General features: G+C 58.9%; 20 protein-coding genes. 8 read left to right on the top strand and 12 right to left on the bottom strand.

The window, feature by feature from the left end; genetic code table 11:
- Positions 1 to 47: 47 nt before the first annotated feature.
- Both AFK24_RS22305 and AFK24_RS22300 read right to left on the bottom strand, forming a co-directional pair.
- Complete coding sequence (locus AFK24_RS22305; protein ID WP_065835298.1) at positions 48 to 632, bottom strand: fimbrial protein; 585 nt, start codon at positions 630 to 632, stop codon at positions 48 to 50.
- A gap of 330 nt (positions 633 to 962) precedes the next feature.
- Positions 963 to 1,355, bottom strand: coding sequence for a hypothetical protein (locus tag AFK24_RS22300; RefSeq protein WP_065835297.1), 393 nt, complete (start codon positions 1,353 to 1,355; stop codon positions 963 to 965).
- A 303-nt stretch (positions 1,356 to 1,658) separates the two neighbouring features.
- Here AFK24_RS22300 and AFK24_RS22295 point away from each other — a divergent pair, with 303 nt between their 5' ends.
- The 5 genes from AFK24_RS22295 to AFK24_RS22275 all read left to right on the top strand — a co-directional run bounded on the left by AFK24_RS22295 (position 1,659) and on the right by AFK24_RS22275 (position 9,811).
- Complete coding sequence (locus AFK24_RS22295; protein ID WP_065835296.1) at positions 1,659 to 2,819, top strand: efflux RND transporter periplasmic adaptor subunit; 1,161 nt, start codon at positions 1,659 to 1,661, stop codon at positions 2,817 to 2,819.
- Positions 2,816 to 5,929: a multidrug efflux RND transporter permease subunit gene (locus tag AFK24_RS22290; RefSeq protein ID WP_065835295.1), complete on the top strand. Its 3,114-nt coding sequence runs from the start codon at positions 2,816 to 2,818 to the stop codon at positions 5,927 to 5,929. The genes AFK24_RS22295 and AFK24_RS22290 overlap by 4 nt, the downstream gene beginning before the upstream one ends.
- 181 nt (positions 5,930 to 6,110) lie before the next feature.
- Positions 6,111 to 6,788 carry a heavy metal response regulator transcription factor gene (locus AFK24_RS22285; RefSeq protein WP_065835294.1) on the top strand — a complete coding sequence of 226 codons (678 nt, stop codon included), beginning with the start codon at positions 6,111 to 6,113 and terminating at the stop codon, positions 6,786 to 6,788.
- On the top strand, positions 6,778 to 8,154 hold the full coding sequence (locus AFK24_RS22280; RefSeq protein WP_065835293.1) for a heavy metal sensor histidine kinase: 1,377 nt from the start codon (positions 6,778 to 6,780) through the stop codon (positions 8,152 to 8,154). The genes AFK24_RS22285 and AFK24_RS22280 overlap by 11 nt, the downstream gene beginning before the upstream one ends.
- A gap of 154 nt (positions 8,155 to 8,308) precedes the next feature.
- On the top strand, positions 8,309 to 9,811 hold the full coding sequence (locus AFK24_RS22275) for a sensor domain-containing diguanylate cyclase (RefSeq protein ID WP_065835292.1): 1,503 nt from the start codon (positions 8,309 to 8,311) through the stop codon (positions 9,809 to 9,811).
- A gap of 207 nt (positions 9,812 to 10,018) precedes the next feature.
- On the opposite strand, the gene AFK24_RS22270 is transcribed toward AFK24_RS22275, so the two are convergent.
- Positions 10,019 to 10,489, bottom strand: a complete 471-nt coding sequence (locus AFK24_RS22270) for a PA2169 family four-helix-bundle protein (protein ID WP_065835291.1) — start codon at positions 10,487 to 10,489, stop codon at positions 10,019 to 10,021.
- A gap of 221 nt (positions 10,490 to 10,710) precedes the next feature.
- On the opposite strand from AFK24_RS22270, the gene AFK24_RS22265 reads away from it, so the two are divergent.
- Positions 10,711 to 10,944, top strand: a complete 234-nt coding sequence (locus AFK24_RS22265; protein WP_065835290.1) for a DUF3820 family protein — start codon at positions 10,711 to 10,713, stop codon at positions 10,942 to 10,944.
- 17 nt (positions 10,945 to 10,961) lie between these two features.
- Entirely contained in the window at positions 10,962 to 12,161 is a 1,200-nt protein-coding gene (locus tag AFK24_RS22260; protein WP_065835289.1) for an aminotransferase class V-fold PLP-dependent enzyme, read from the top strand.
- A 180-nt stretch (positions 12,162 to 12,341) separates the two neighbouring features.
- On the opposite strand, the gene AFK24_RS22255 is transcribed toward AFK24_RS22260, so the two are convergent.
- From AFK24_RS22255 to zwf, 3 genes are read right to left on the bottom strand one after another with little or no spacing between them, the layout of a single operon-like run.
- The gene (locus AFK24_RS22255) at positions 12,342 to 13,016 is read right to left on the bottom strand and encodes a bifunctional 4-hydroxy-2-oxoglutarate aldolase/2-dehydro-3-deoxy-phosphogluconate aldolase (RefSeq protein ID WP_065835288.1); all 675 of its coding nucleotides are present in this window, start codon (positions 13,014 to 13,016) and stop codon (positions 12,342 to 12,344) included.
- 17 nt (positions 13,017 to 13,033) lie between these two features.
- Positions 13,034 to 13,747 carry a 6-phosphogluconolactonase gene (gene pgl / locus AFK24_RS22250; RefSeq protein WP_065835287.1) on the bottom strand — a complete coding sequence of 238 codons (714 nt, stop codon included), beginning with the start codon at positions 13,745 to 13,747 and terminating at the stop codon, positions 13,034 to 13,036.
- Positions 13,734 to 15,203, bottom strand: coding sequence for a glucose-6-phosphate dehydrogenase (zwf, locus tag AFK24_RS22245; protein WP_065835286.1), 1,470 nt, complete (start codon positions 15,201 to 15,203; stop codon positions 13,734 to 13,736). The genes pgl and zwf overlap by 14 nt, the downstream gene beginning before the upstream one ends.
- Before the next feature lie 218 nt (positions 15,204 to 15,421).
- Between zwf and AFK24_RS22240 the strand changes: the two genes are divergently transcribed.
- Entirely contained in the window at positions 15,422 to 16,288 is an 867-nt protein-coding gene (locus AFK24_RS22240) for a MurR/RpiR family transcriptional regulator (RefSeq protein WP_065835285.1), read from the top strand.
- Positions 16,289 to 16,397: 109 nt separating this feature from the next.
- Here the strand turns inward: AFK24_RS22240 and AFK24_RS22235 are convergent, their stop codons facing one another.
- The 6 genes from AFK24_RS22235 to AFK24_RS22210 form a co-directional block, all read right to left on the bottom strand.
- A complete protein-coding gene (locus AFK24_RS22235; protein ID WP_065835284.1) occupies positions 16,398 to 17,252 on the bottom strand; it encodes a D-hexose-6-phosphate mutarotase in 855 nt (284 codons plus the stop codon).
- Positions 17,253 to 17,444: 192 nt separating this feature from the next.
- Positions 17,445 to 18,800 (bottom strand): carbohydrate porin, encoded by a 1,356-nt coding sequence (locus AFK24_RS22230; RefSeq protein ID WP_065835283.1) that lies wholly within the window; start codon positions 18,798 to 18,800, stop codon positions 17,445 to 17,447.
- 116 nt (positions 18,801 to 18,916) lie between these two features.
- Positions 18,917 to 20,077 carry an ABC transporter ATP-binding protein gene (locus tag AFK24_RS22225; protein WP_065835282.1) on the bottom strand — a complete coding sequence of 387 codons (1,161 nt, stop codon included), beginning with the start codon at positions 20,075 to 20,077 and terminating at the stop codon, positions 18,917 to 18,919.
- Positions 20,078 to 20,079: 2 nt separating this feature from the next.
- Positions 20,080 to 20,925, bottom strand: a complete 846-nt coding sequence (locus tag AFK24_RS22220; protein WP_065835281.1) for a carbohydrate ABC transporter permease — start codon at positions 20,923 to 20,925, stop codon at positions 20,080 to 20,082.
- Positions 20,918 to 21,826, bottom strand: coding sequence for a carbohydrate ABC transporter permease (locus tag AFK24_RS22215; RefSeq protein WP_065835280.1), 909 nt, complete (start codon positions 21,824 to 21,826; stop codon positions 20,918 to 20,920). The genes AFK24_RS22220 and AFK24_RS22215 overlap by 8 nt, the downstream gene beginning before the upstream one ends.
- A 157-nt stretch (positions 21,827 to 21,983) precedes the next feature.
- The gene (locus tag AFK24_RS22210; RefSeq protein ID WP_065835279.1) at positions 21,984 to 23,270 is read right to left on the bottom strand and encodes an ABC transporter substrate-binding protein; all 1,287 of its coding nucleotides are present in this window, start codon (positions 23,268 to 23,270) and stop codon (positions 21,984 to 21,986) included.
- Positions 23,271 to 23,614: the final 344 nt, after the last annotated feature.

The following is a 23,614-nucleotide window of genomic DNA, read 5'->3' as shown; positions in this document are numbered from 1 at the left end:
GAGTTCAGATTGAGGCGGAACGAGTCAGACTCGCCCCGCCTGTTGGATTACTCGTAATCCAGAACGAAAGGCATGAAGCCGTCGGCATTGCCAGGGTTGGTTGCGGTGCCATTGAGCACATACACCGCGCCGAAGTTGAGCTCGGCGGTTGCGCCGCCCACGCCATCTTTAATCAAGGGTTTGTCGATGGTTTCGGTGCCGCCAAGGTCCATGATCTCGTTCGCCGCATTGAGCAAACCGATGCCGACACCATCCGCAGCGCCGGTGGTGCGCAGCAATTTGGCGTCGTTGTTGTCCAGGCCGCTGCCGGAGCGAGCGGAGAAGCGCATTTTCACCAGGTTGTATTGGTCAACCCCGGCACTGCAGTTGACCAGCAACTGAATGGGCGTCGCCGTGGCCAGCTCACTTTGCGACGAAGTGCCAATGTCCGAGAAGGATACGTTACCCAGATCGACAGCGATTTCACCCGGATTGACACCCGGCGCGGTACCGGTACCCGGAGAGACGTCACAGGAAATATTGGTCAGAGTACCGTTGAAGATTAGTTTTCCGTTGTTCGCCGCATTCGCCGTTCCCGCCAAACCCAGCGTCAATGCGCCTGCTGCCATAAAACCAAAAGTAAGTTTTTTCATGCTAACAACGTTCCTTGTGTTATTCCGTGTATGCCCTGAATCGGACGCCACGCACTATAGGGTTCGATGTTTTTGATCGCTGTCAGCATCGTTACTTTAATACGAGTGATTTTCCAACAGGACGCGCGTGAACTTTCCGTAGGATAAAACGGCTTCCACGGATCGCCCAGCAAATACAAGGTATCGAGCCAATACTTTAGCAAAAAGGTCAGGCAAAACTTCGCACCTCTTCATCTGAATATTTGCCGCCGCACTGTTTCCAACCCGCGCAACGAATCACTCTGTCTATCGAGCGATAGCGTCGCGTAAAGCCCGAAGCGCTTGTGGTAATTATTGATAGGTCAGCGTGATAATGCCCGCGCGCCCTTCTACAACGGTGGTTTCAGAGCCAACGGCCTGTCCAGGAGTGCCCGACAACGCCTCATATCGGACAGAAAACGGCACGACTTCCCCATCGCAGACATTGCGCAATGTATTGACCTTGAGCGTGATCCGATCTGAAACTTCCACATAGCGCACATCTTGCGTGACTATGGAATCCGTCGAAAACTGTACCGCACAACCGGGGTTGGTCACCTGTCCGCGAAAAGCAATTGCTCCGTTATTCGCAAATGCCATGACCGGGGATAATAACAGCGGAGCGGTAATAAGCAGCACAGATATCTTTCGCACACACAAAGCAACTTTGAAAAACCGTTCCACGCGAGGCGTTTCATTTTTCATTGCAATGACTCCGCTATTCCATCAGCAAAAAAATAATGAGATCGGTGCAAGATACGTCCGTAAGAAAACCCCACAGAAAGTTGTAGGATAGTTCCGAAAGACAAGTTGCGCTTTATGCAATCACGCACCTCTCATTCCGGGATATCGTCCGTGCGGAAGATTTCTTGATGATGGCTCAGTGGCCTTTTGCCGCTTTGCTGACAATTCTGACAGGTTGCAGTCATTCTCATGACCGGATTGGCAGGCTATAAAGGAGGCCTATTTCCGATTTCCTCATTTTTCCCACCCTCCGGCGCCACTCGCATGCGTAGACAGACCAAAACCGTCATTGCCGTTATTGTCATCGCAGGCTTGATCGGGGTCGCCAGTTGGACCCTGACGCGCCCCGCTACGGCCAAAGTCAGCGCCCCCGTTGCGGTTCCGGTCAAAGTGGTGAGTGTGGTCAAGGAGGATGTGCCGCGTTACGTGACAGGGATCGGTTCGGTACTGTCGCTGCACAGTGTGATTATTCGGCCGCAGGTGGACGGCATCCTCACCAAAGTGCTGGTCAAGGAAGGCCAGGCGGTAAAGGCCGGTGATCTTTTGGCGACTATCGACGACCGGGCGATCCGCGCCACGCTGGACCAGGCCAAAGCCCAGCTTGCGCAAAGCCAGGCGCAGCTGGACGTGGCGCAACTGGATCTCAAGCGCTACAAGCTGCTCAGCGATGACAACGGTATTTCCAAACAGACCTTCGATCAGCAGCAGGCATTGGTCCACCAGCTCAAAGCCACGGCAATGGGCAATCAGGCCGCTATCAGCGCTTCACAGGTGCAGCTTTCCTACACGCAGATTCGCTCGCCAGTGACGGGCCGGGTTGGCATTCGCAATGTCGACGAGGGCAATTTCCTGCGGGTCAGCGATGCTCAAGGACTGTTCTCGGTCACCCAGATTGATCCGGTTTCCGTGGAATTTTCCCTGCCTCAGCAGATGCTGCCGACCTTGCACAGCCTGATCATTTCCAGCACCCCAGCTGCGGTAAAGGCTTTTCTGGGTGATGGCGACAACGGCAGCTTGCTGGGTGAAGGCAAGCTGACACTGATCGACAACCAGGTTTCGGCCACCACCGGCACCATTCGCGCCAAGGCCGAGTTCAGCAATCCCAAGCAACTGCTCTGGCCGGGTCAACTGGTCACGGTGAAGATCCAGACCGGCATCGAACGCGATGCCTTGAAAGTCCCGCCGCAAGTGGTTCAGCGCGGCATGGAGCAGCACTTCGCTTACCGGGTCAATGGCGACAAAGTCGAAGTGGTGCCGGTACAAGTGCTGTATCAGGACAGCGACTTGACGTTGATCACCGGTCCGCGTGCCGGGGATGTGCTGGTCAGTGACGGCCAGTCCCGGCTCAAGGCCGGTTCGCGTATTGAAGTGATGAGTGATGCCGCGCCGCAAACCACGGCAGGCAATCTGGAGACCGCACGATGAAAGGCCGCGGATCCATTTCCGCGTGGTGCGTGGACCATCCGGTCGCCACCCTGCTGTTGACCTTCGCGCTGGTGCTGCTCGGTGCCATCGCGTTCCCGCGCCTGCCTATCGCGCCGCTGCCGGAAGCGGAATTCCCGACCATTCAGGTGTCGGCGCAATTGCCCGGCGCCAGCCCGGAAACCATGGCGTCTTCGGTGGCGACGCCGCTGGAAGTGCAATTCAGCGCGATCCCCGGCATGACGCAGATGACGTCGAGCAGCGCCTTGGGCTCGACCAACCTGACCCTGCAATTCACTCTCAATAAAAGCATCGACACCGCCGCCCAGGAAGTTCAGGCCGCGATCAATACCGCCGCTGGCCGCCTGCCCGCCGACATGCCTAACCTGCCGACCTGGCGCAAGGTCAACCCGGCCGACAGCCCGGTGTTGATCCTCAGCGTCAGCTCCACGCTGATGCCTGGCACAGAGCTGAGTGACGTCACCGAATCCCTGCTCTCGCGTCAGTTGAGCCAGATTGATGGCGTGGGTCAGGTGTACATCACCGGCCAGCAGCGCCCTGCGATTCGTGTGCAGGCCGCGCCGGAAAAACTCGCCGCGCTGGGCCTGACCCTCGCCGACATCCGTCAGGCGGTGCAGCAGACCAGCCTGAACCTGGCCAAAGGCGCGTTGTACGGCAAAGACAGCGTGTCGACGATTGCTTCCAACGACCAACTGTTTCGGCCGCAGGATTATGCCCAGTTGATCGTTTCCTACAAAGACGGCGCGCCAGTGCATCTGCGTGATGTGGCGCGAGTGGTGAATGGCTCGGAAAACGCCTACGTCCGGGCCTGGTCCGGTGAGCAGCAAGGCGTCAACGTGGCGATCTTCCGCCAGCCCGGCGCCAACATCGTCGACACGGTGGATCGTATTCAGCGCGAACTGCCACGCTTGCAGGAAATGCTCCCGGCCTCGGTGGAAGTCACCGTGCTCAATGACCGGACCCGGACCATTCGTGCCTCGTTGCATGAAGTGGAAATCACCTTGCTGATCGCGGTCCTGCTGGTGGTGGCGGTCATGGCGTTGTTCCTGCGCCAGCTGTCAGCCACGTTGATTGTCAGCGCGGTGCTGGGCGTCTCGCTGATTGCCAGTTTCGCCATGATGTATCTGTTCGGATTCAGCCTGAACAACCTGACGCTGGTCGCCATCGTGGTGGCCGTCGGCTTCGTGGTGGACGACGCCATCGTCGTGGTGGAAAACATCCACCGCCACCTGGAAGCTGGCGACGGCATGCGCGAGGCCGCGATCAAAGGTGCCGGGGAAATCGGCTTCACCGTGGTGTCGATCAGCTTCTCGCTGGTGGCTGCGTTCATCCCGTTGCTGTTCATGGGCGGCGTAGTCGGGCGGCTGTTCAAGGAGTTCGCTTTGACCGCCACCGCGACCATTCTGATTTCCGTGGTGGTGTCGCTGACGCTGGCGCCGACACTCGCGGCATTGTTCATGCGCGCGCCCAAACACGATCCCCACGCCCGGCCCGGTTTCGGCGAACGCTTGCTGGATTTCTACGAGCGCGGGTTGCGCAAGGCGCTGGCCCATCAACGGGTGATGCTGGGGATTTTCGGCCTGACGCTGGTTCTGGCGGTCGTCGGCTACGTGATCATTCCCAAGGGATTCTTCCCGGTCCAGGACACCGCATTCGTCCTCGGCACTACCGAGGCCGCTGCCGATATTTCTTACCCGGACATGGTTGAAAAACATAAGGCGCTGGCGAAAATCGTTGGCGAAGACCCCGCCGTATTGGCCTTTTCCCACTCAGTCGGCGTGACCGGCAGTAACCAGACCATTGCCAACGGACGCTTCTGGATTTCCCTGAAACCGCGCAGTGATCGTGATGTGTCGGTCAGCGATTTCATCGACCGGTTGCGACCGAAACTGGCCAAGATCCCCGGTATCGTTCTGTACCTTCGCGCAGGCCAGGACATCAACCTCAGTTCCGGCCCGAGCCGCAGCCAGTATCAATATGTGCTGAAGAGCAACGACGGGCCGCTGCTCAATACCTGGACCGAACGCCTCACTGAAAAGCTGCGCGCCAACCCGGCATTTCGCGACCTGTCCAACGACCTGCAACTGGGCGGCAGCGTCACCCATATCGACATCGACCGCAGCGCCGCCGCACGTTTCGGTCTGACCACCGCCGATGTGGATCAGGCGCTGTACGATGCGTTCGGGCAGCGACAGATCAGCGAATTCCAGACCGAGATCAACCAGTACAAGGTGATTCTCGAACTGGACGCCAAGCAGCGCGGCAAGGCCGAAAGTCTGGCGTACTTCTATTTGCGCTCGCCGCTGACGGGTGAGATGGTGCCGCTCTCGGCGCTGGCGAAAGTCGCAGCTCCGACCATGGGGCCGCTGTCCATCAGCCACGACGGGATGTTCCCGGCGGCCAATCTGTCCTTCAACTTGTCCAAAGGTGTCGCGCTGGGTGATGCGGTGCGCATGCTGGATCAGGCCAAGACTGAAATCGGCATGCCGGCTTCGATCATCGGCAACTTCCAGGGCGCGGCGCAGGCATTCCAGAGTTCGCTGGCCAACCAACCCTGGTTGATCCTCGCGGCGCTGGTGGCGGTGTACATCATTCTCGGCGTGCTGTACGAAAGCTTCGTGCATCCGCTGACGATTATTTCCACCTTGCCCTCGGCGGGCATCGGAGCGCTGTTGATGCTGTGGTTGATGGGCCAGGACTTCTCGATCATGGCCTTGATTGGCGTGGTGCTGCTGATTGGCATCGTCAAGAAGAACGGCATTCTGCTGGTGGACTTCGCCCTGGAAGCGCAACGCGAACGCGGGCTGACCCCCGAGGCGGCGATCTACGAAGCCTGCCTGACACGTTTCCGCCCGATCATCATGACCACCCTCGCCGCCTTGCTTGGCGCGTTGCCGCTGATGCTCGGCTACGGCGTCGGCGCAGAACTGCGTCAACCGCTGGGTATCGCAGTGGTCGGCGGCTTGCTGGTCAGCCAGGCGCTGACGCTGTTCACCACCCCCGTGATCTACTTGCAGCTTGAACGTGTATTCCACCGCCGCAAGCCGGAGCCCGTCACGCAACCCAAGCGCTCACTGGCGATGTCCGAATGAACACTTTTCAGATTTCCTGGACACTGTGGAATAGCATTGCAAACGCAGGACCTGTGGGAGCCGAGCTTGCTCGCGATGGCGGTGTTCTCGGCACAGAAGATCTGCCGGATGTGCTGGCCTCTTCGCGGGCAAGGTGGAACGCCACCCCGGTCGCTCCAACAGTTTCGCTGAGAGTTGCCCCATGCGCGTCCTGATTATCGAAGACGAAGAAAAAACCGCGGACTACCTGCATCGCGGCCTGACCGAACAGGGTTACACCGTGGATCTGGCACGGGAAGGCATCGAAGGTTTGCACATGAGCCTGGAGAGCGATTACGACGTAATCATTCTCGACGTGATGCTGCCCGGTCTGGACGGTTTCGGTGTGCTGCGAGCCCTGCGCGCCCGCAAACAAACCCCGGTGATCATGCTCACCGCGCGCGAACAGGTGGACGATCGGATTCGCGGCCTGCGCGAAGGTGCCGATGACTATCTGGGCAAGCCCTTTTCCTTTCTCGAACTGGTCGCCCGCCTGCAAGCCCTGACCCGGCGCACCAGTGCCCACGAGCCCGTGCAAATCAGCATTGCCGATCTGTGGATCGACCTGATCAGCCGCAAGGCCACCCGCGCCGGCGCCCGTCTGGACCTGACCGCCAAGGAGTTTTCGCTGCTCAGCGTACTGGCGCGGCGGCATGGGGAAATCCTCTCCAAGACGTCGATTGCCGAGATGGTCTGGGACATCAATTTCGACAGTGACGCCAATGTCGTCGAAGTCGCGATCAAGCGTCTGCGGGCGAAGCTGGACGGGCCATTCGATCAAAAACTGCTGCACACCATTCGCGGCATGGGCTACGTACTGGAGAACCGCAGTGAAAGCTGACTCCATCGCGCTGCGTTTGAGCGCCATGTTTGCCGTGGTCGCCTTGCTGGTCTTCACCCTGATCGGCTGGGCGTTGTATTTGCAGGTCGACAAAGGCCTGGGCCTGTTGCCCGAGGCGGAAGTCGATGCGCGCTACAGCGTGCTGGAATCTGCAGTCAATCGCTTCGGCACGCCGGAGCATTGGGTCAAGATCAACGCCAAGCTCAAATTGCTCAGTGAGGAAGACAAGCGCCTGCACTTCTGGGTCGTCAGCGACAACCCGGCTTATGAATTCGGCAATCCTGATGCCGAGATTCGTGCGTTCGCCAACGGCCCGTTGGGCATGCGTGATTTACGGCTCAGCGGCCATGAGTTTCCGTTCAAGGTGCTGGTCAGTCAGTTCGCCGCCAAGGATCAACGCCCGCCGTTGCGTTTTCTCATCGCCATCGACACCGAAACCTTCTGGCAAACCCAGCACTCGCTGTTGATCGCGCTGATCAGCCTCGCGGCGGTTGGCATAGCGCTCGCTTCGCTGCTGGGTTATTGGGTGGCGCGCATTGGCCTGCGGCCCTTGACCAGCCTGTCGCTGGAGGCGCAGAAACTCGCCCCGCCGCGCCTGTCCGGCCGCCTGCAACTGTCACCGCTGCCACCAGAATTGAACCAGTTCGTCACCTCGTTCAACTCGACCCTGGAACGCGTCGAGCAAGCCTATTCGCGCCTGGAGTCGTTCAATGCCGACGTGGCCCATGAACTGCGCTCGCCGCTGACCAACCTGATCGGCCAGACCCAGGTCGCGCTGACGCGCGGCCGCTCGGCTGAACATTATTTCGAAGTCCTGCAATCCAATCTCGAAGAACTGGAACGGCTGCGCTCGATCATCAACGACATGCTGTTCCTGGCCAGTGCTGACCAGGGCAGCAAGGTCACCGAGCTGACCTGCGCGTCCCTGGCGCAGGAAGTGGCGACCACCCTGGACTATCTGGACTTCATCCTCGAAGACGCTCAGGTCCAGGTCCAGGTCAATGGCGACGCCAGCGTGCCCATCGAAAAAGCCCATCTGCGCCGGGCCTTGATCAACCTGCTGCACAATGCCGTGCAGCACACCGGGCCCGGACAGGTTATCCAGGTCGATATCGTCGAACACCTGGATCACGTGAGCATCGAAGTGGCTAACCCCGGCAGCGAGATCCCCCCGGAACATCTCCCCAAACTGTTCGAGCGCTTCTATCGCGTGGACGCTTCGCGCAGTAACAGCGGCGCCAATCATGGCCTGGGCCTGGCCATCGTCAAGGCGATTGCATTGATGCATGGCGGCACGGTGTTCGTGCGCAGTCAGGCCGGACTGAATACTTTCGGGATCAATTTGCCCTTGAGCCTGGGCGCCTGAAACGCCGGTCCATCCCACAGTTTGTGTTGCGCGCTCTGAGATGGGTTATAAATACCTGACTTGTTTATCACCTTTTCATGCAGACAGCTTAAGAAACTCCATTAAATACAATATCTTAAGTCTGATCCGCTTTTCATCGAGCGCTCCCCGTGCAATGACTGCTCCTCATCCCAAGCAAGAATTACGAAAAAAATGGCGTCGGCCAGAAATTATTCTGATCTGCGGAAGCGTTATCGCCGTGGTGACGCTGTTACTCATCATCATTTCGCTGTTGAGTCGGGAACACCGTGAGGCCAATGAGAATGCCGCCCGCGCTGCTTCCAATATCGTGCAGTTGATTGATGCCGATGTATTGCGCAATGCCGAACTCTACGACACCTCGCTGCAGGGCATGATCAGCGCCTGGCAGCATCCCGGCCTGATGAACATTTCCCCGGAATTGCGCCATCTGGTGTTGTTCGACCGGTTTACGTCTGCGCGCTTCAAGGGTGATCTGCTGTTGCTGGATCAGGATGGTTATATCCTCGCCGACTCCACGTCCATTAAACCGCGAACTGAAAACCTGTCTGACCGACCGCACTTTCAGAACCATGCCAGGGACCCTTCGCTTGACATGAAAGTAGACGGCCCTTTCAAAACCCGCTGGGGCTTCAAGGACTGGTGCATCAGCTTCAGCCGACGCATGTCGGCACCCGATGGCTCGTTCATGGGCATCGCCAGCGGGGCCATGCGCCTGGTTTATTTCAAGCAGCTGTTTCGCACGCTGGACATCGGGCCGGACAGCAACGTCAACCTGTTCAACACCAATGGTTTGCTGCTGGCGCGCCATCCAGAGCTGGATGGCAGGGATCTGATCGGCGAGGATTTGAGCCAGACGCCCAACTTCCAGCGCATTCTCAGAGAAGGCAGCGGCAGCTTTACCAGCACCTCAACCCTGGACAAAAAGCAGCGCCTGTACACGTTCTCCCGGGTCGGGGACCTGCCGCTTATCGTCGTCGTCGGCCAGTCAGTCAATGAGGTTTATGCCATCTGGCGCCGCAACGCGCTGCTGGTCGGGCTGGCGACCGGCGTGTTGTGCCTGGGGATTTTTGGCCTGGCGATGCTGCTGCGCCGGGAATTAGGCCTGCGCCGGCATGCAGAGACCGAACTCAAGGTGCGCGCCGAAACCGATGCGCTCACGGGGCTGGCCAACCGGCGCAAGCTGGACGAAGTTCTCAGAGTCGAATGGCTACGGGCCATGCGCTCAGGCAAACCGCTGGCGTTGCTGATGATCGATGTCGATCAGTTCAAAGCCTTCAACGAACGTCATGGTCACCACGGCGGCGACGAGGCATTGCGCAACGTCGCCCTGGCGATTGAGCGCAAAGTCCGCAGGGCCAGTGATTTAGTGGCACGTTACGGCGGCGAGGAGTTTGTCGTGGCGCTGCCCGAAACCGATACCGCCGGGGCCAGACTCCTCGCCGAGAAAATCCGCCAGGGCGTCCAGGCCCTGCCCGCCTATGGTGGCGACACGCACCCAGTCACCATAAGCATCGGCATTGCCTGCACGGTAGTGACCAGCGAGGTCTTGTTGCGGGATTTGCTCAATGCCGCGGACAAGGCGCTGTATGAAGCCAAACATTTGGGGCGCAATCGGGTGGAGGCTTGCGAGTTGTAGGACCGGCTTTAGCCGGGAGGGCAATTGACGCCTTCGCGACTAAAGTCGCTCCTACAGACCTTCGCGGGCAAGCCTCGCTCCAACGATTCACGTGCCAATCACCCGTTCAACCCAAGAAAACCCGGGCAATAAAAAACGCCAGACTGGCTGGCGTTTTTGTCTTGAACCGCCCGGCCAACTCGTCACTTGGCAGGCGCTGATTCAATCTCAGCTGGCAGCGCGAGCTTGGTCACGCAGAGCTTTAACTTTGTCGTGGTTGGCTTGCACGCCACTCAGCTGCTTGCTGATTAAAGCAGTAACATTCGCGGGCAGGTTCTTCTCAGTCGCTTTTTGCAGCGCGTCTTTGTAAGCCTTCAGCGCCACGTCTTCGCCACGCTCTACTTCGTTAAGCACTGCTTCGTCACTTTTACCCGTCAGAGTCGACTTCAGGTCAACCCATGCGCGGTGCAGAGTGCCACTGACGCTGGAAGAAGTTTCTGGATCGCCGCCCAACGCACGCACTTCGGTTTGCAGTTCACGTACGGCAGTAGCGATTTCAGTGGAACGGCTGAGGAAAAACGCTTTGACGGCAGGGTTCTTGATGTCTTCTGCGCTGGTCTGAAAACCTTTCTCGCCGTCTTTGCTGGTTTCGATCAGGTCATTCAGGATAGAGATCGATTCTTTATTGATATCAGTCATTGGTTAATTTCCTTAATGGCAGGTTGATACGAAAGTGTCTGCTGTCTAGGTAATTGCAGCCGTCGTGCCAGCTTTCAATTTCCAATAATCCTTATGTTTTTCAATGATTTAAAAAAACAACCATACAGACGCATCGTGATTTCTGCATGAACTGTCCTTTGGCCTGCATGCAGAATGCACGTATCGTGAAGCCTTGGACGTAACGACAAGGGGGCTCAACCATGAACCCGGAAAAACTCAAGCTGCTCGTGACGCGCGAGATGCCATTCGGCAAATACAAAGGTCGGCTGATTGCTGATCTGCCTGGGCAATACCTGAATTGGTTTGCCCGCGAAGGCTTCCCGAAAAGCGAGCTGGGCGGTCTGCTGGCGTTGATGCAGGAGATCGACCATAACGGCTTGTCCGAGCTGCTCGCCCCCCTGCGCACGCGACCGCGCCAATTCAAAGAAGGCTGACCACAAGCGAGACGGCAATGGACTATGCACCGGTAAACCCTGCGGTACTGCAACAGGCGCGCGATGAGGCTTTCTGGGCCGACATCGCTGGGCGCTATGACGTCGAGCCAGGCCCGATCAATCTGGAATACGGCTATTTCGGGCGCATGACCCGCGAGGTGCTGGAAGAATATCGGCGCAACATCGATTACGTGAACCGCAGCAACTCGGTGTTCGTGCGTCGCCAGTTCGACGAGATCGACAGCAAGGTCATTCACGGCCAGTTGGCGGATCTGGTGCAGGTAAGGCCTGAGGAAATCGCTATCACCCGCTGCGCCTCCGAATCCCTGCAATCGCTGATTCGCAACTACAACCAGTTGCAGCCGGGCGATCAGGTGCTGATCAGCGATCTCGACTATCTCAGCGTGCAAACGGCCATGCGCTGGCTGGCCAAGAGCCGTGGCGTGGAAGTGATTGAAATCAATCATGTCCATCCGGCCACCTACGAAACCCTGCTGAACAGCTATCAGACCGCCTTCGAGCGCTACCCGCGCCTCAAACTGATGGCGCTGACCCACGTGACCCATCGCACCGGTCTGGTAATGCCAGTGCAGGCGATTGCCGCGCTGGCCAAGGCTCGCAACATCGATGTGATTCTCGACGGCGCCCATGCCCTGGGCCAGCTGGACTTCAGGCTGGATGAGCTAGGCGTCGCGTTTGCCGGTTACAACTTGCAGAAATGGATGGGCGCGCCACTGAGCCTGGGTTTTATCTATGTCGCGAAGGAGCGGCTGGGGTCGATTGATGCGGACATGGGCGATACCCGATACGGCAAGGACGACATCCTGGCGCTGGTGCCTTATGGCACACCGAATATTCCGGCGTGGATGACGCTGCCCAAGGTTTTCGAGGAGCACCGGGCGATGGGTGGTTCGGTCGCCAAAGGCGCACGTCTGAGCTACCTGCGCGACCTTTGGGTCAAGCCGGCTCGGGAACTGGAAGGCGTGGAAGTACTGACGCCGGACGATCCACGGCTGTATTGCGGGATCACGGCTTTGCGCTTTACCCGACATGAAGATCAGCAACGCATGGCGCAGCGTTTGCTCGACGAGCACAACCTGTTCACCGTGGCACGGGAAGGATCAGCCTGCGGGCCGTGCATCCGCATCACGCCGGGGTTCAGCACCCCTGCTGCACATATACAGCTGCTGACTGAAGCGTTGCGCAAACTGGCTTGAAAAAAACGGTGCGCCGGACCAGGGCGCACCGTAAAGCCAACAACAAACGATTAACCGATTTGACGCAAGCATCCGTAGGACCGGCTTCAGCCGGGAGGAGGTCGGTGCTTCAAACACATTTGCTCCATCAGAGCACCCCGCTCCCGGCTAAAGCCGGTCCTACAGTCGGACGTTCACGACTTAATCAAACAACGCCATCGCCTGAGCAGTCGCTTCCTGGATGCGGTTCCAGTCGCCATTCTTGACCCACGCGTTGTCAATCATCCACGTCCCGCCAACGCACATGACATTGGGTTGCGCCATGTAGCTCTTGAGGTTGTCCGCGTTGACGCCGCCGGTTGGGCAGAAACGCACTTCCGTGAACGGACCGCCCAGGGCTTTGATGGCTGCGACGCCGCCGCTGATTTCCGCCGGGAACAATTTGAAACGGCGATAACCCATGGCGTAGCCGATCATGATTTCCGACGCGCTGCTGATACCGGGCAACAGTGGCAGCGGGCTGTCGAGGGCGGCTTGCAGCAGGTCTTGCGTGCTGCCCGGCGTCACGATGAATTGCGAACCGGCCGCTTCGGCGTCCGCCAGCATGTTGCGATCCAGGATCGTTCCGGCGCCAACACACAGCTCGGGACGTTGTTCGCGCAGGATACGAATGGCGCTCAGGCCAAAGGCCGAGCGCAGGGTAACTTCCAGCGCCGTCATGCCGCCAGCTGCCAGCGCGTCCGCCAATGGCAGGACATCCTGATCACGCAGGATGGTGATCACCGGCAAAATCTTTGCCTTGGCGCAGAGCTCATCGATCTGGGAAATCTTGTTCGCCATGCTGTTGAGCGGCTGATTGTTTTCGACTGTTTTCATGGCGGCGGATCCTTTGCTTATGGGCACCAGTAAATCTCAAGGGAAGAGTTAAGGAAGGCGCGAACCGGCATTTCGGCGAGGTCATCACCGGCCAGGGCCGCGCGCAGGGTGTCGAGTTTGGCCTGGCCGGAAACGGACAGGATCGGCAAACGCGCCGAAGCCAGCAGCCGACGGGTCATGGTCAGGCGCTGATGCGGCACGGTCGGCGCCAGCATCGGCAAGCAGCGACGCTCGCCATCCAGGCGCAAGGTTTCACTCAGGTTCGGGCTCTTGGGAAACAACGACGCGGTGTGCCCGTCATCACCCATACCCAGAATCAATACGTCGATGGGCGGCAGCTCGGCCAACGCCTGATCGGCAGCGTCAGCCGCTTCTTCAAGGCTCTGGGCAACGCTGTACAAACCGAGGAACTTCGCCTTGGCCGCCGGGCCTTGCAGCAGATAGCGCTGCAACAGGCCAGCGTTGCTGTCGGCATGCTCAACCGGCACCCAGCGTTCGTCAGCCAGGCTGACCACCACTTTGGACCAGTCCAGCGGCTGCTCGGCCAGGCTCTGGAAAAAAGCCACCGGGCTGCGACCACCGGAAACCACCAGGGTCGCCACGCCGTTAGTGCTGATGGCCGTCTTCAGTTGCGCGGCCACGTTAGCTGCCAGCTCACTGGCCAGCAGCGCAGGATTATCGAACTCGCGGGCGACAAGGCCCGCTGGCAGTTCAAGGTCACATATCGCCATACCACGATCTCCCGTCACGAGTAATCAATGCAATGGAGCTCATCGGCCCCCACGATCCGGCGGCGTAAGGCTTGGGCGCATCGCCTGCCTTTTTCCAACCGGCGATCAGCTGATCGCACCATTGCCATGCGTACTCAATTTCATCTTTGCGAACAAACAGGTTCTGATTGCCGCGCATCACTTCCAGCAACAACCGCTCATACGCATCAGGGACGCGCGCGCTGCGGTAGGTGTCGGAAAAATTCAGTTGCAGTGGGCCGCTGCGCAACTGCATGCCTTTATCCAGGCCTTGATCCTTGGTCATCACTTGCAAGGAAATGCCTTCGTCCGGTTGCAGGCGAATGATCAGGCGGTTGCTGATCTGCATGCGCTGCTCGGGGGCGAAAATGTAGTGCGGCGGTTCTTTGAAGTGGATGACGATCTGCGACAGCTTGGCCGGCATGCGCTTGCCGGTACGCAGGTAGAACGGCACGCCGGACCAGCGCCAGTTGCGAATATCGGCACGCAGGGCAACGAAGGTTTCCGTGTCGCTCTGGGTATTGGAATTTTCTTCCTCCAGATAACCGGGCACGGGCTTGCCTTCGCTGTAACCGGCGATGTACTGGCCGCGCACCACTTGCGTGGCCAGACGCTCTGGAGTGAACGGTGCCAGCGCCTTGAGCACCTTGACCTTCTCGTCACGGATACTGTCAGCCGACAGGTCGCTGGGCGGGTCCATGGCGATCAGGCACAGCAGCTGCAACAGGTGATTCTGGATCATGTCGCGCAGTTGCCCGGCCTGATCGAAATAGCCCCAACGGCCTTCGATGCCGACTTTCTCCGCGACGGTGATTTCCACGTGGGAAATGTGATTCTGGTTCCACTGGGTTTCGAACAGACTGTTGGCGAAACGCAGGGCGATCAGGTTCTGAACGGTATCCTTGCCCAGGTAATGGTCGATGCGGTAGACGCGGCTTTCCGGCAGGAACTGCGCCACGGCATCGTTGACCCGACGCGAAGACGCCAGATCATGACCGATAGGTTTTTCCAGCACCGCGCGGGTGCGCTCGGTGAGGTTGACCGAAGCCAGGTTTTCGCAGATCGCGCCGTACACCGACGCGGGTGTGGCGAAGTAGGCGATCAGGGTTTCCGCATCGCCAACCCGTTCGGCCAACGCCACGTAATCCTCGGCCTTGAGGAAATCCACGTGCAGGTAACTCAGGCGTGCCTGAAAACGCTCCACGTTCTCTGGCTCAAGTTCAGCCTCCGGAACAAAGCGGCGCAGGGATTTATCGATGTATGCCAAATGCTGCTGTTCGTCGCCCGGTTCGCGCGCCAACGCGAGGATTCGCGTGTCAGCATGCAGCAATCCAGCGCGGTCGAGTTGATAAAGGGCCGGGAACAGCTTGCGCACTGCCAGGTCGCCCAAGGCGCCAAACAAGGCAAAAGTGCACGGTTCAACCGTAATCGAGAGCATAATGTTGGTTCTTTTATCAAGTTAGGCTACAAATACCTTTTTTAAAGGCGTTACTCAAGGCCAAATGTAGTAATAACCACAACATTCTGTCTAAAACCATATTCCAGTGGTGATCAACACAGGCCCTCAGTACGATAGGCCACCTTTGCTACAGGCTAAAGGGCCTCGTGATAGCTCTCGCAAAAACCTGAGCAAAACAGCCGCGACAAGGACTTTGAATGGACCGCACACGAAACCTTCTGGAGATGATCCAGAGCCGACTCGAAGAGCTGAACAAGGCTGAGCGCAAGGTCGCTGAGGCGATTCTGCTCAATCCGCAGCAAGCGACCCGTTTCAGCATCGCAGCGCTGGCCCAGGCCGCCAAAGTCAGCGAGCCGACGGTCAACCGCTTCTGCCGCTCATTCAGCGTCAGCGGCTACCCGGAACTCAAGTTGCAGCTGGCACAGAGCCTGGCCAGCGGTGCCGCGTATGTGAGCCGCGCGGTCGAGGCCGATGACGATACCGAGGCCTACACCCAGAAGATCTTCGGCAGCGCCATCGCCTCGCTGGACAGCGCCTGCCAGCAACTGGACCCGGCGCTGATCAGCAAGGCCGTGGACATGCTGATCCAGGCCCGGCAGATCCACTTCTTCGGTCTCGGTGCTTCGGCGCCGGTCGCGCTGGACGCCCAGCACAAGTTCTTCCGTTTCAACCTGGCCGTTACCGCCCACGCCGACGTGTTGATGCAACGCATGATTGCTTCGGTGGCGCACACCGGGGAATTGTTCGTGATCATTTCCTACACCGGCCGCACCCGCGAACTGGTCGAAGTGGCGCGCATCGCCCGAGCCAACGGCGCTTCGGTCCTGGGCCTGACGGCGGCGGGCTCACCCTTGGCCAAGGCCAGCACCGTTAGCTTGAATATTCCATTGCCGGAAGACACCGACATCTATATGCCGATGACCTCGCGGATCATCCAGCTGACCGTGCTCGACGTGCTCGCCACCGGCATGACCCTGCGCCGTGGCGTCGACTTCCAGCCGCACCTGCGCAAGATCAAGGAAAGCCTGAATGACAGCCGGTATCCGGTTGAGGATCAGGGTTAGGTGCCGTAGGACCGGCTTTAGCCGGGAGGCATTACTCCAGATGGCCAAAATACAGCGGATATCTCGGCCCTCTCCCGGCTGAAGCCGGTCCTACAGGTTTTGCGCACAGTCAATGCACCAGATAAGCCTGCAAACTCAATTCGGCGTGCTCGCCTGGCGCCAGGCTCAGGCTTTCGCTGCCGCCTGACGCGGCCTCGACGCAAACGAATCCGCCTGCTTCGCTGCCCGCCACGCCCATCAGCGGGCGCTTGCCGGGGTGCCAGACCACGGTGTTGGCGCTGTCGCCAGTGTCGATAGCCAGGCGCCGTTGCCAGGCTTGATCCTGTAACTGCAACGGGCCGGTATGGTCGAACACCCGCTGACAGCCGCCCGCCACGCGCAAATCGCCTTCCTGCTGACAAGCCTGTCGGCTGAGCTGATCGTAGCCTTGCGCGCCATCCAGGCCTTCCAGCGCCACCTCCTGCACATCACTGATCCGCCAATAGGCGTGCAGCGCATGACTGAACTGACACGGCTCGCTGTCCTGATGCCGCGTGGTCAAACGCAATTCCATGCCCTGCCCCAGCTCGGCGTGCAGGTCGGCTTGCCAGTCCCACAGTTGCAGCCGCCAATGCAGGCTCACGCCCGCCTCGCTTTCGCGGCTGTCGATCAATTTCCAGTCCAGCAGCCGCGCCCAACCGTGCGCCGGCCACACGCCTTCACTCGGATGACGGCCGTACCAGGGCCAGCAGACCGGAACGCCGCCGCGAATCGCACCGACCTGTGGCCAATGCGACGCACACCACAACCAGGGCTTCTGGCCCCGAGGTTGAAAATGCAGCAACTGGCCGCCCTGACGACTGAACACCGCCTCACATTGCGGGTGGTCGATGATCAGCACGTCACGCAGCTGATAACGCTCCCACTCGAACGTCGGCCTGGTGCGCCTGGACGTGAAGAATCGCTGCAACGGATGCTCCAGCATCCCCGCTTCCTTGATGGTCATTGCTGTCCCGAAAAAAATGCTTTTGCTGCGACCGTAGGACCGGCTTTAGCCGGGAGCGCGCCCTCCCGGCTAAAGCCGGTGCTACGGAATGAATTGAATCCAGAAAAGCCACCCCAAAAAAAACGGGCGGCCAGGCCGCCCGTAAAGCACCACACGACCCTTGATCGTTTGTTAAAACTTGGTCTGCAGTTTGATACCGGCCACCAGCGCGTTATCAACCTGATCGACACCACCCGGAGACTTGATGTATTGCAGGTTGGGACGAATGGTCAGCCAGTCGGTCACGTGCACGCCGTAGTAGATCTCAGAGTTGTATTCGCTCTTCTGGATCGGCAGATAACCTGGGTTGTCGTAGTCGTCGATACCATTGACGGCGTTGATCTGCTTCGCGCGATCACGGACGTCTTCGTTGACGTGAATGCGCGAAACGCCGATGCCGATGTCATCCTTCGGACGCGCGGCGAACGGGCCTTTGAAGACCATGCCGACCTGCAGGAAGTTGTCGACGAAGTTGGTGTCCTTGTCATGCACGGTAGCGTTGGCAAACAGGCTCAGGCCCCGGGACTGATCGCCGCCGAAGTTCATGATCTTTTGCTGCGCCACGACCCACCAGCCAGTCTTCTCGCTGCGGGACTTGAACTGGCCGCCGGTGAGGCCTTGTGGCTGGCCGTTGCTGTCCTCGTAGACATCGTCGGCGCTCGGGCTGCTGAAGTAGTAACCCAGACGGTATTCGCCCGGCAGCGAGTTGATGGTCGGCGACCACACCACTTCCACCGGCACCAGGGTGCCTTTGGCGCCACTGCCACTCAGTTTGAAGCCGTTGCCGGTTTCCAGGTACGAAGGGTTCTGTTCGTAGACGCCGATCTGGGCGAAGACTTCAGGCGTAATGTTGTACTTCACGCGCAACGCCCACTGGCTGACTGGCCAGTTGTACCAGGTGTTCACATAGTTGGCGGCCTGAGTGCCGCAGAAGGTCAAGTTCTGGAAGTCGCAAGGGAAGCTGCCGAAATCCTCGCCCTCGCCCATCCGTCCGGCCTTGATGTCGAGCTTGCCGTCGAAATAAGTCTGCTTGACCCACATTTGCGTCAGGCGCCAGGTCTGGCCGCGACCCCAGACTTCCTGTGAGGAGCTGAGCGTGCCGACACGAGGATCGCCGAGTCGGTCATTGGAAATGTTGTTGCCGCTTCGCTCGGTGATGGCCAGTTTGAACTCCGCATTCTTCCAGCCAAGGACCTTCTCCAGATCCATCTGCACGCCGAGGGCGAACTGATCGCTGTAACGCGCCGTCTTGTCGTCGTTGTAGCCGCCATGCACGTTGGCACCCATCTCGCCGACGTATTCCAGCGAGAAGTCGTAGCCCTTGTCATACAGTTCCTGACGCAATCCACCCCAATCGCCGGTCATGTGTTCGTTGGCGTGGAACGGCTCGACAGCACTGGCAGTTCCCGTAAACGCCAACGCACTCAAAACAGACAAACTACCGATAAGCTGGAACTGGTTAAGCGATTTATTGCGTAGCTTCTTCATCCCTTAAATCCTCGTTTTATTGTTATTAGCTTCTAACGGCATCGACATCGGTTGCTTCGTGTTTGCCGGCTGGGCGACCTGTTACGGCAGCGGTGACCCGACCGGCTGTGCTCGGTTCAATTGCGGTTGATCTGAGTGACATTGCCCGCGCGGCCCGCAGGTTGTAGCTGGCCCAGTACACCAAGACGCTCGCCGGTGGCGGCGTCGAAGAGCATGACTTTGGCCGGATCGAATTGCAGGGTCAGGCTTTCCCCGACCTGAGGCGCGACGTCCGGCGCCAGACGGCAGCAGACCTTGCTCTGGTTCAGGTTGACGAACACCAGCGTGTCCGGCCCGGTAGGCTCGGTGACCTGGACTTCAGCGCGAATGGTCGGCAGGCCGTTGGGTTCGCCGGGCGCCAGAACGATTTGCTCGGGACGCATGCCAAGGATGACTTCGCGATCCTCAAGCCCGGCATCCGACATGCCCATGGGCAGTTCGCAACGGGCCTGACCGCTGTCGAGCAAGGCGAACAGCCGGCCATCCTTGCGTTGCAGGCGCAGGGGAATGAAGTTCATCGGCGGCGAACCGATGAAGCTGGCCACAAACAGGTTGGCCGGATTGTTGTAGATCTCTTTCGGGGTGCCGAACTGCTGGATGATCCCGTCTTTCATCACCGCCACTTTATCGCCCAGAGTCATTGCTTCGATCTGGTCGTGGGTGACGTATACCGTGGTGGTTTTCAGCCGCTGATGCATCAGCTTCATTTCGGTACGCATCTCGACCCGCAGCTTGGCGTCGAGGTTGGACAGCGGCTCATCGAACAGGTAAATCTTCGGCCGCCGCGCCAGTGCACGACCCATGGCTACACGCTGCTGCTGGCCGCCGGACAATTGGCCGGGCTTGCGATTGAGCAGGTGTTCGATCTGCAACAGCTTGGCGACCCGGGTCACTTCCTCGTCGATGGCGGCGGCGCTCATCTTGCGGATTTTCAGACCAAACTCGATGTTCTGGCGCACGGTCATGGTCGGGTACAGCGCATAGGACTGGAAGACCATGGCGATGTCACGGTCCTTGGGACTCATGCCGCTGACGTCGGCGTCGTCGATCAGGATCGAGCCGTTGCTGATGGTTTCCAGACCCGCGATGCAGTTCATCAGGGTGGATTTACCGCAGCCGGAAGGCCCGACCAGAATCAGGAATTCACCGTCCTTGATCTGCAGTTCGATGTTCTTCAGCGTGTCCGGAAGGCCAACGCCGTAGGTCTTGTTTACATTGCGTAATTCGAGCGTTGCCATGTTTACCCCTTGACCGCGCCGGCCGTGAGACCGCGCACGAAATACTTGCCTGCCACGATGTAGACCAGCAGTGTCGGCAGACCGGCAATCATCGCCGCCGCCATATCAACGTTATATTCCTTGGCTCCGGTGCTGGTGTTGACCAGGTTGTTCAGGGCCACGGTGATCGGTTGCGAGTCACCGCTGGAGAACACCACCCCGAACAGGAAGTCGTTCCAGATCTGCGTGGACTGCCAGATCAGGCAGACCATGATGATCGGCGTCGACATCGGCAGAATGATCTTCATGAAGATGGTGAAGAACCCGGCGCCATCCAGGCGCGCGGCCTTGACCAGCGCATCCGGAATGCTCACGTAGTAGTTACGGAAGAACAGCGTGGTGAACGCCAGACCGTAGACCACGTGGACAAACACCAGCCCGGTGGTGGTGCTCGCCAGCCCCATCTTGCCCAGCGTGAAGGACGCTGGCAGCAGGACGGTCTGGAACGGCAGGAAGCAGCCGAACAGCAACAGGCCGAAGAACAACTGCGAACCACGAAAACGCCAGAACGACAGCACGTAACCGTTGAGCGCGCCGATGGCGGTGGAGATCAGCACTGCGGGCACGGTGATCTTGATCGAGTTCCAGAAATACCCGTCGACGGTCGCCCAGGCCTTGACCCAACCGATGGTGCTCACCACGGCTGGCCAACTGAGCAGGTTGCCGGTGCTGATGTCTTCCGGAGTCTTGAAGCTGGTCAGCAACATGACCACCAGCGGCACCAGGTACAGCAGGCACGCGATGATCAGGACCGTGTGAATCGCGATCCGGCTGATGCTGACAGAAGGTGTTCCGATCTGATTACTCATGACGCTTGTTCCTCAGCTCGGAATACAGATAAGGCACGACGATGGCGAGAATCGCCCCGAGCATCAGGATTGCACTGGCCGAACCCATGCCCATCTGGCCGCGACTGAAGGTGAACGAATACATGAACATCGCCGGCAGGTCCGAGGAGTAGCCGGGGCCGCCCGCAGTCATCGCTGCCACCAGGTCGAAGCTCTTGATGGCGATATGCGCAAGGATCATCACGGCGCTGAAAAACACCGGACGCAGGCTTGGCAAAACCACTTTGAGGTAGATGGTCGGCAGGCTTGCCCCGTCGATTTGCGCAGCACGGATGATCGATTGATCGACACCGCGAAGGCCGGCCAGGAACATCGCCATGATGAAACCCGACGCCTGCCAGACTGCAGCGATCACCAAGCAATAGACGACGCGATCCGGGTCAATCAGCCAGTCCAGCCGAAAGCCTTCCCAACCCCAGTCGCGCAACAATTTGTCCAGGCCCATGCCCGGGTTGAGCAGCCATTTCCAGGCGGTACCGGTGACGATCATCGAGAGCGCCATCGGGTACAGATAAATGGTGCGGATAAACCCTTCGCGGCGAATGCGCTGGTCGAGGAATACCGCGAGGATCACGCCGACGACCAAGCTGATGCCGATGAACATGCCACCGAACACCGCGAGATTCTTGCTCGCTACCCACCAGCGGTCGTTATCGAACAGGCGCTGGTATTGCGCCAGTCCGGCCCAGTTGTAGGAAGGCAGAAAGGTCGAGGTGGTGAACGACAGTACAAACGTCCACAGGATATAGCCGTAGAAGCCCACCAGGACGATGAACATGCTTGGCGCCAGCACCAGTTTGGGTAGCCAGCGCTGCAGGGCATCAAACGGCGAGGCTTTGCTGAACACAGCAATAGAACTCATTGGAAGCATCCACCTGGAACATGATTTTGAAACAGGGCTATCCAGACCACAGCCGTGCGTGAAACCGGATGAGACGGTTTCATCAGCACGAACTGCGGCTGGGGTTAACGCGCGCTCTTTGATCTGAAAGGGCACGATCTACAAGAGCGCGAAACGATTACTTCGCAGATTTGACAGCCCCACCGAGTTTCTTCGCCGCGTCGGCAGGATCGGCTTTCGGGTCGTTGATGTAGTTGGTGACTACGTCAAAGAACGCACCTTGTACTGCCAATGTGGTTGCCATGTTGTGCGCCATGCTCGGCAGCAGCCCACCGGTCTTGGCGTCCGCCAGGAAGTCTTTGGCAGCGGTTTGCGCGCAAGAGTCGAAGCCCAACTTATCCATGTTGTTCAGCATGTCGTTGCGAACCGGGATCGAGCCTTTGTTGATGCTGAAGACTTTCTGGAAGTTTTCACCCAACGCGACTTTGGCGATGTCCTGCTGACCCGCCAGCGTGCCTTTGTCTTTCTGCTTGAACACCGCCAGGGAGTCGATGTTGTAAGTGAACGCCTTGTCGGTGCCCGGGAAAGCTACGCACTCGTAGTCCTTGCCCGCGACTTTCTTGGCAGCGGTCCATTCGCTCTTGGCCCAGTCACCCATGATCTGCATGCCGGCCTTGCCGTTGATGACCTTGGCGGCTTCCAGGTTCCAGTCCTGACCTTTGCCGTCGGCATCCATGTAGGTGGCGACTTTCTTCAGTTCGGTCAGCGACTTGACCATTTCCGGACCGGTCAATGCAGCGTTATCCAGATCGACCAGGGCTTTCTTGTAACCGTCCGCACCCATCACCGACAGCACGACGGCTTCGAAAACGGTGCTGTCCTGCCAAGGCTGACCGCCATGGGCCAGAGGGATGAAGCCTGCGGCCTTGAGCTTGTCACCGGCTGCGTAGAATTCCTGGAGGGTAGTTGGATTCTTGTCGATCCCGGCTTTCTTGAACACTGCCGGGTTGATCCACAGCCAATTGACGCGGTGAATGTTCACCGGGACGGCCACATAGTCGCCGTCATACTTCACGGTGTCGGAGACTTTCTTGTCCAGCAGACTGTCCCACTTCTCTTCCTTGGCGACGTCTTTGAGCGCGTCAGTGTCAAGAAGGCCGGTCGAGGCCCATTCCTGAATGTCCGGACCTTTGATCTGGGCAACGCCAGGCGGGTTGCCAGCGACCGCGCGGCTTTTCAGCACAGTCATGGCAGTGGAACCGCCACCACCGGCCACAGCGCCGTCTTTCCAGGTGAAGCCGTCTTTTTCCACTTGGGCCTTGAGCACATCGACAGCCGCTTTTTCGCCGCCGGACGTCCACCAGTGGACCACTTCAACGGAGCCTTTCGAATCGGCAGCAAGCGCGCTCAGCGGGAACAACGAGGCGAGAGAAATGAGAGTAGCGAGACGGGAAATTGAATTCATCGATTTAACCTTTCTTGTTGTTATGCATGAGCAAGTCTGTGCTTGCGCTGCATGGAGTCTAACCAAGGGTTTTCAAAGAACGGTAACGAAGGGATGCGCGATTGTCACAGGGTGGTGACATTCAAGAATCCCCAACCGTTGGCGCGAGGCTTGCCCGCGAAGGCGTCGGCTCAGGCAATAGAGTCTGGCAGAGAGATTGAGTTCGGCTAGCCCGGCCTCTTCGGGGACAAGTTCCTCCTACCGGGTTTCACGGATTCGGTAGGACCGGACTTGTCCGGGAAGGCGTCGGCTCAGGCAATGAAGTCTGGCAGAGAGATTGAGTCTGGCTGGCCCGGCCTCTTCGG

The sequence above is a fragment of the Pseudomonas syringae genome, assembly GCF_001698815.1.
GTDB lineage: Bacteria > Pseudomonadota > Gammaproteobacteria > Pseudomonadales > Pseudomonadaceae > Aquipseudomonas > Aquipseudomonas syringae_A.
Note: the sequence above shows the minus strand (reverse complement) of the source record. Positions and strands in the feature narration are given on the sequence as shown.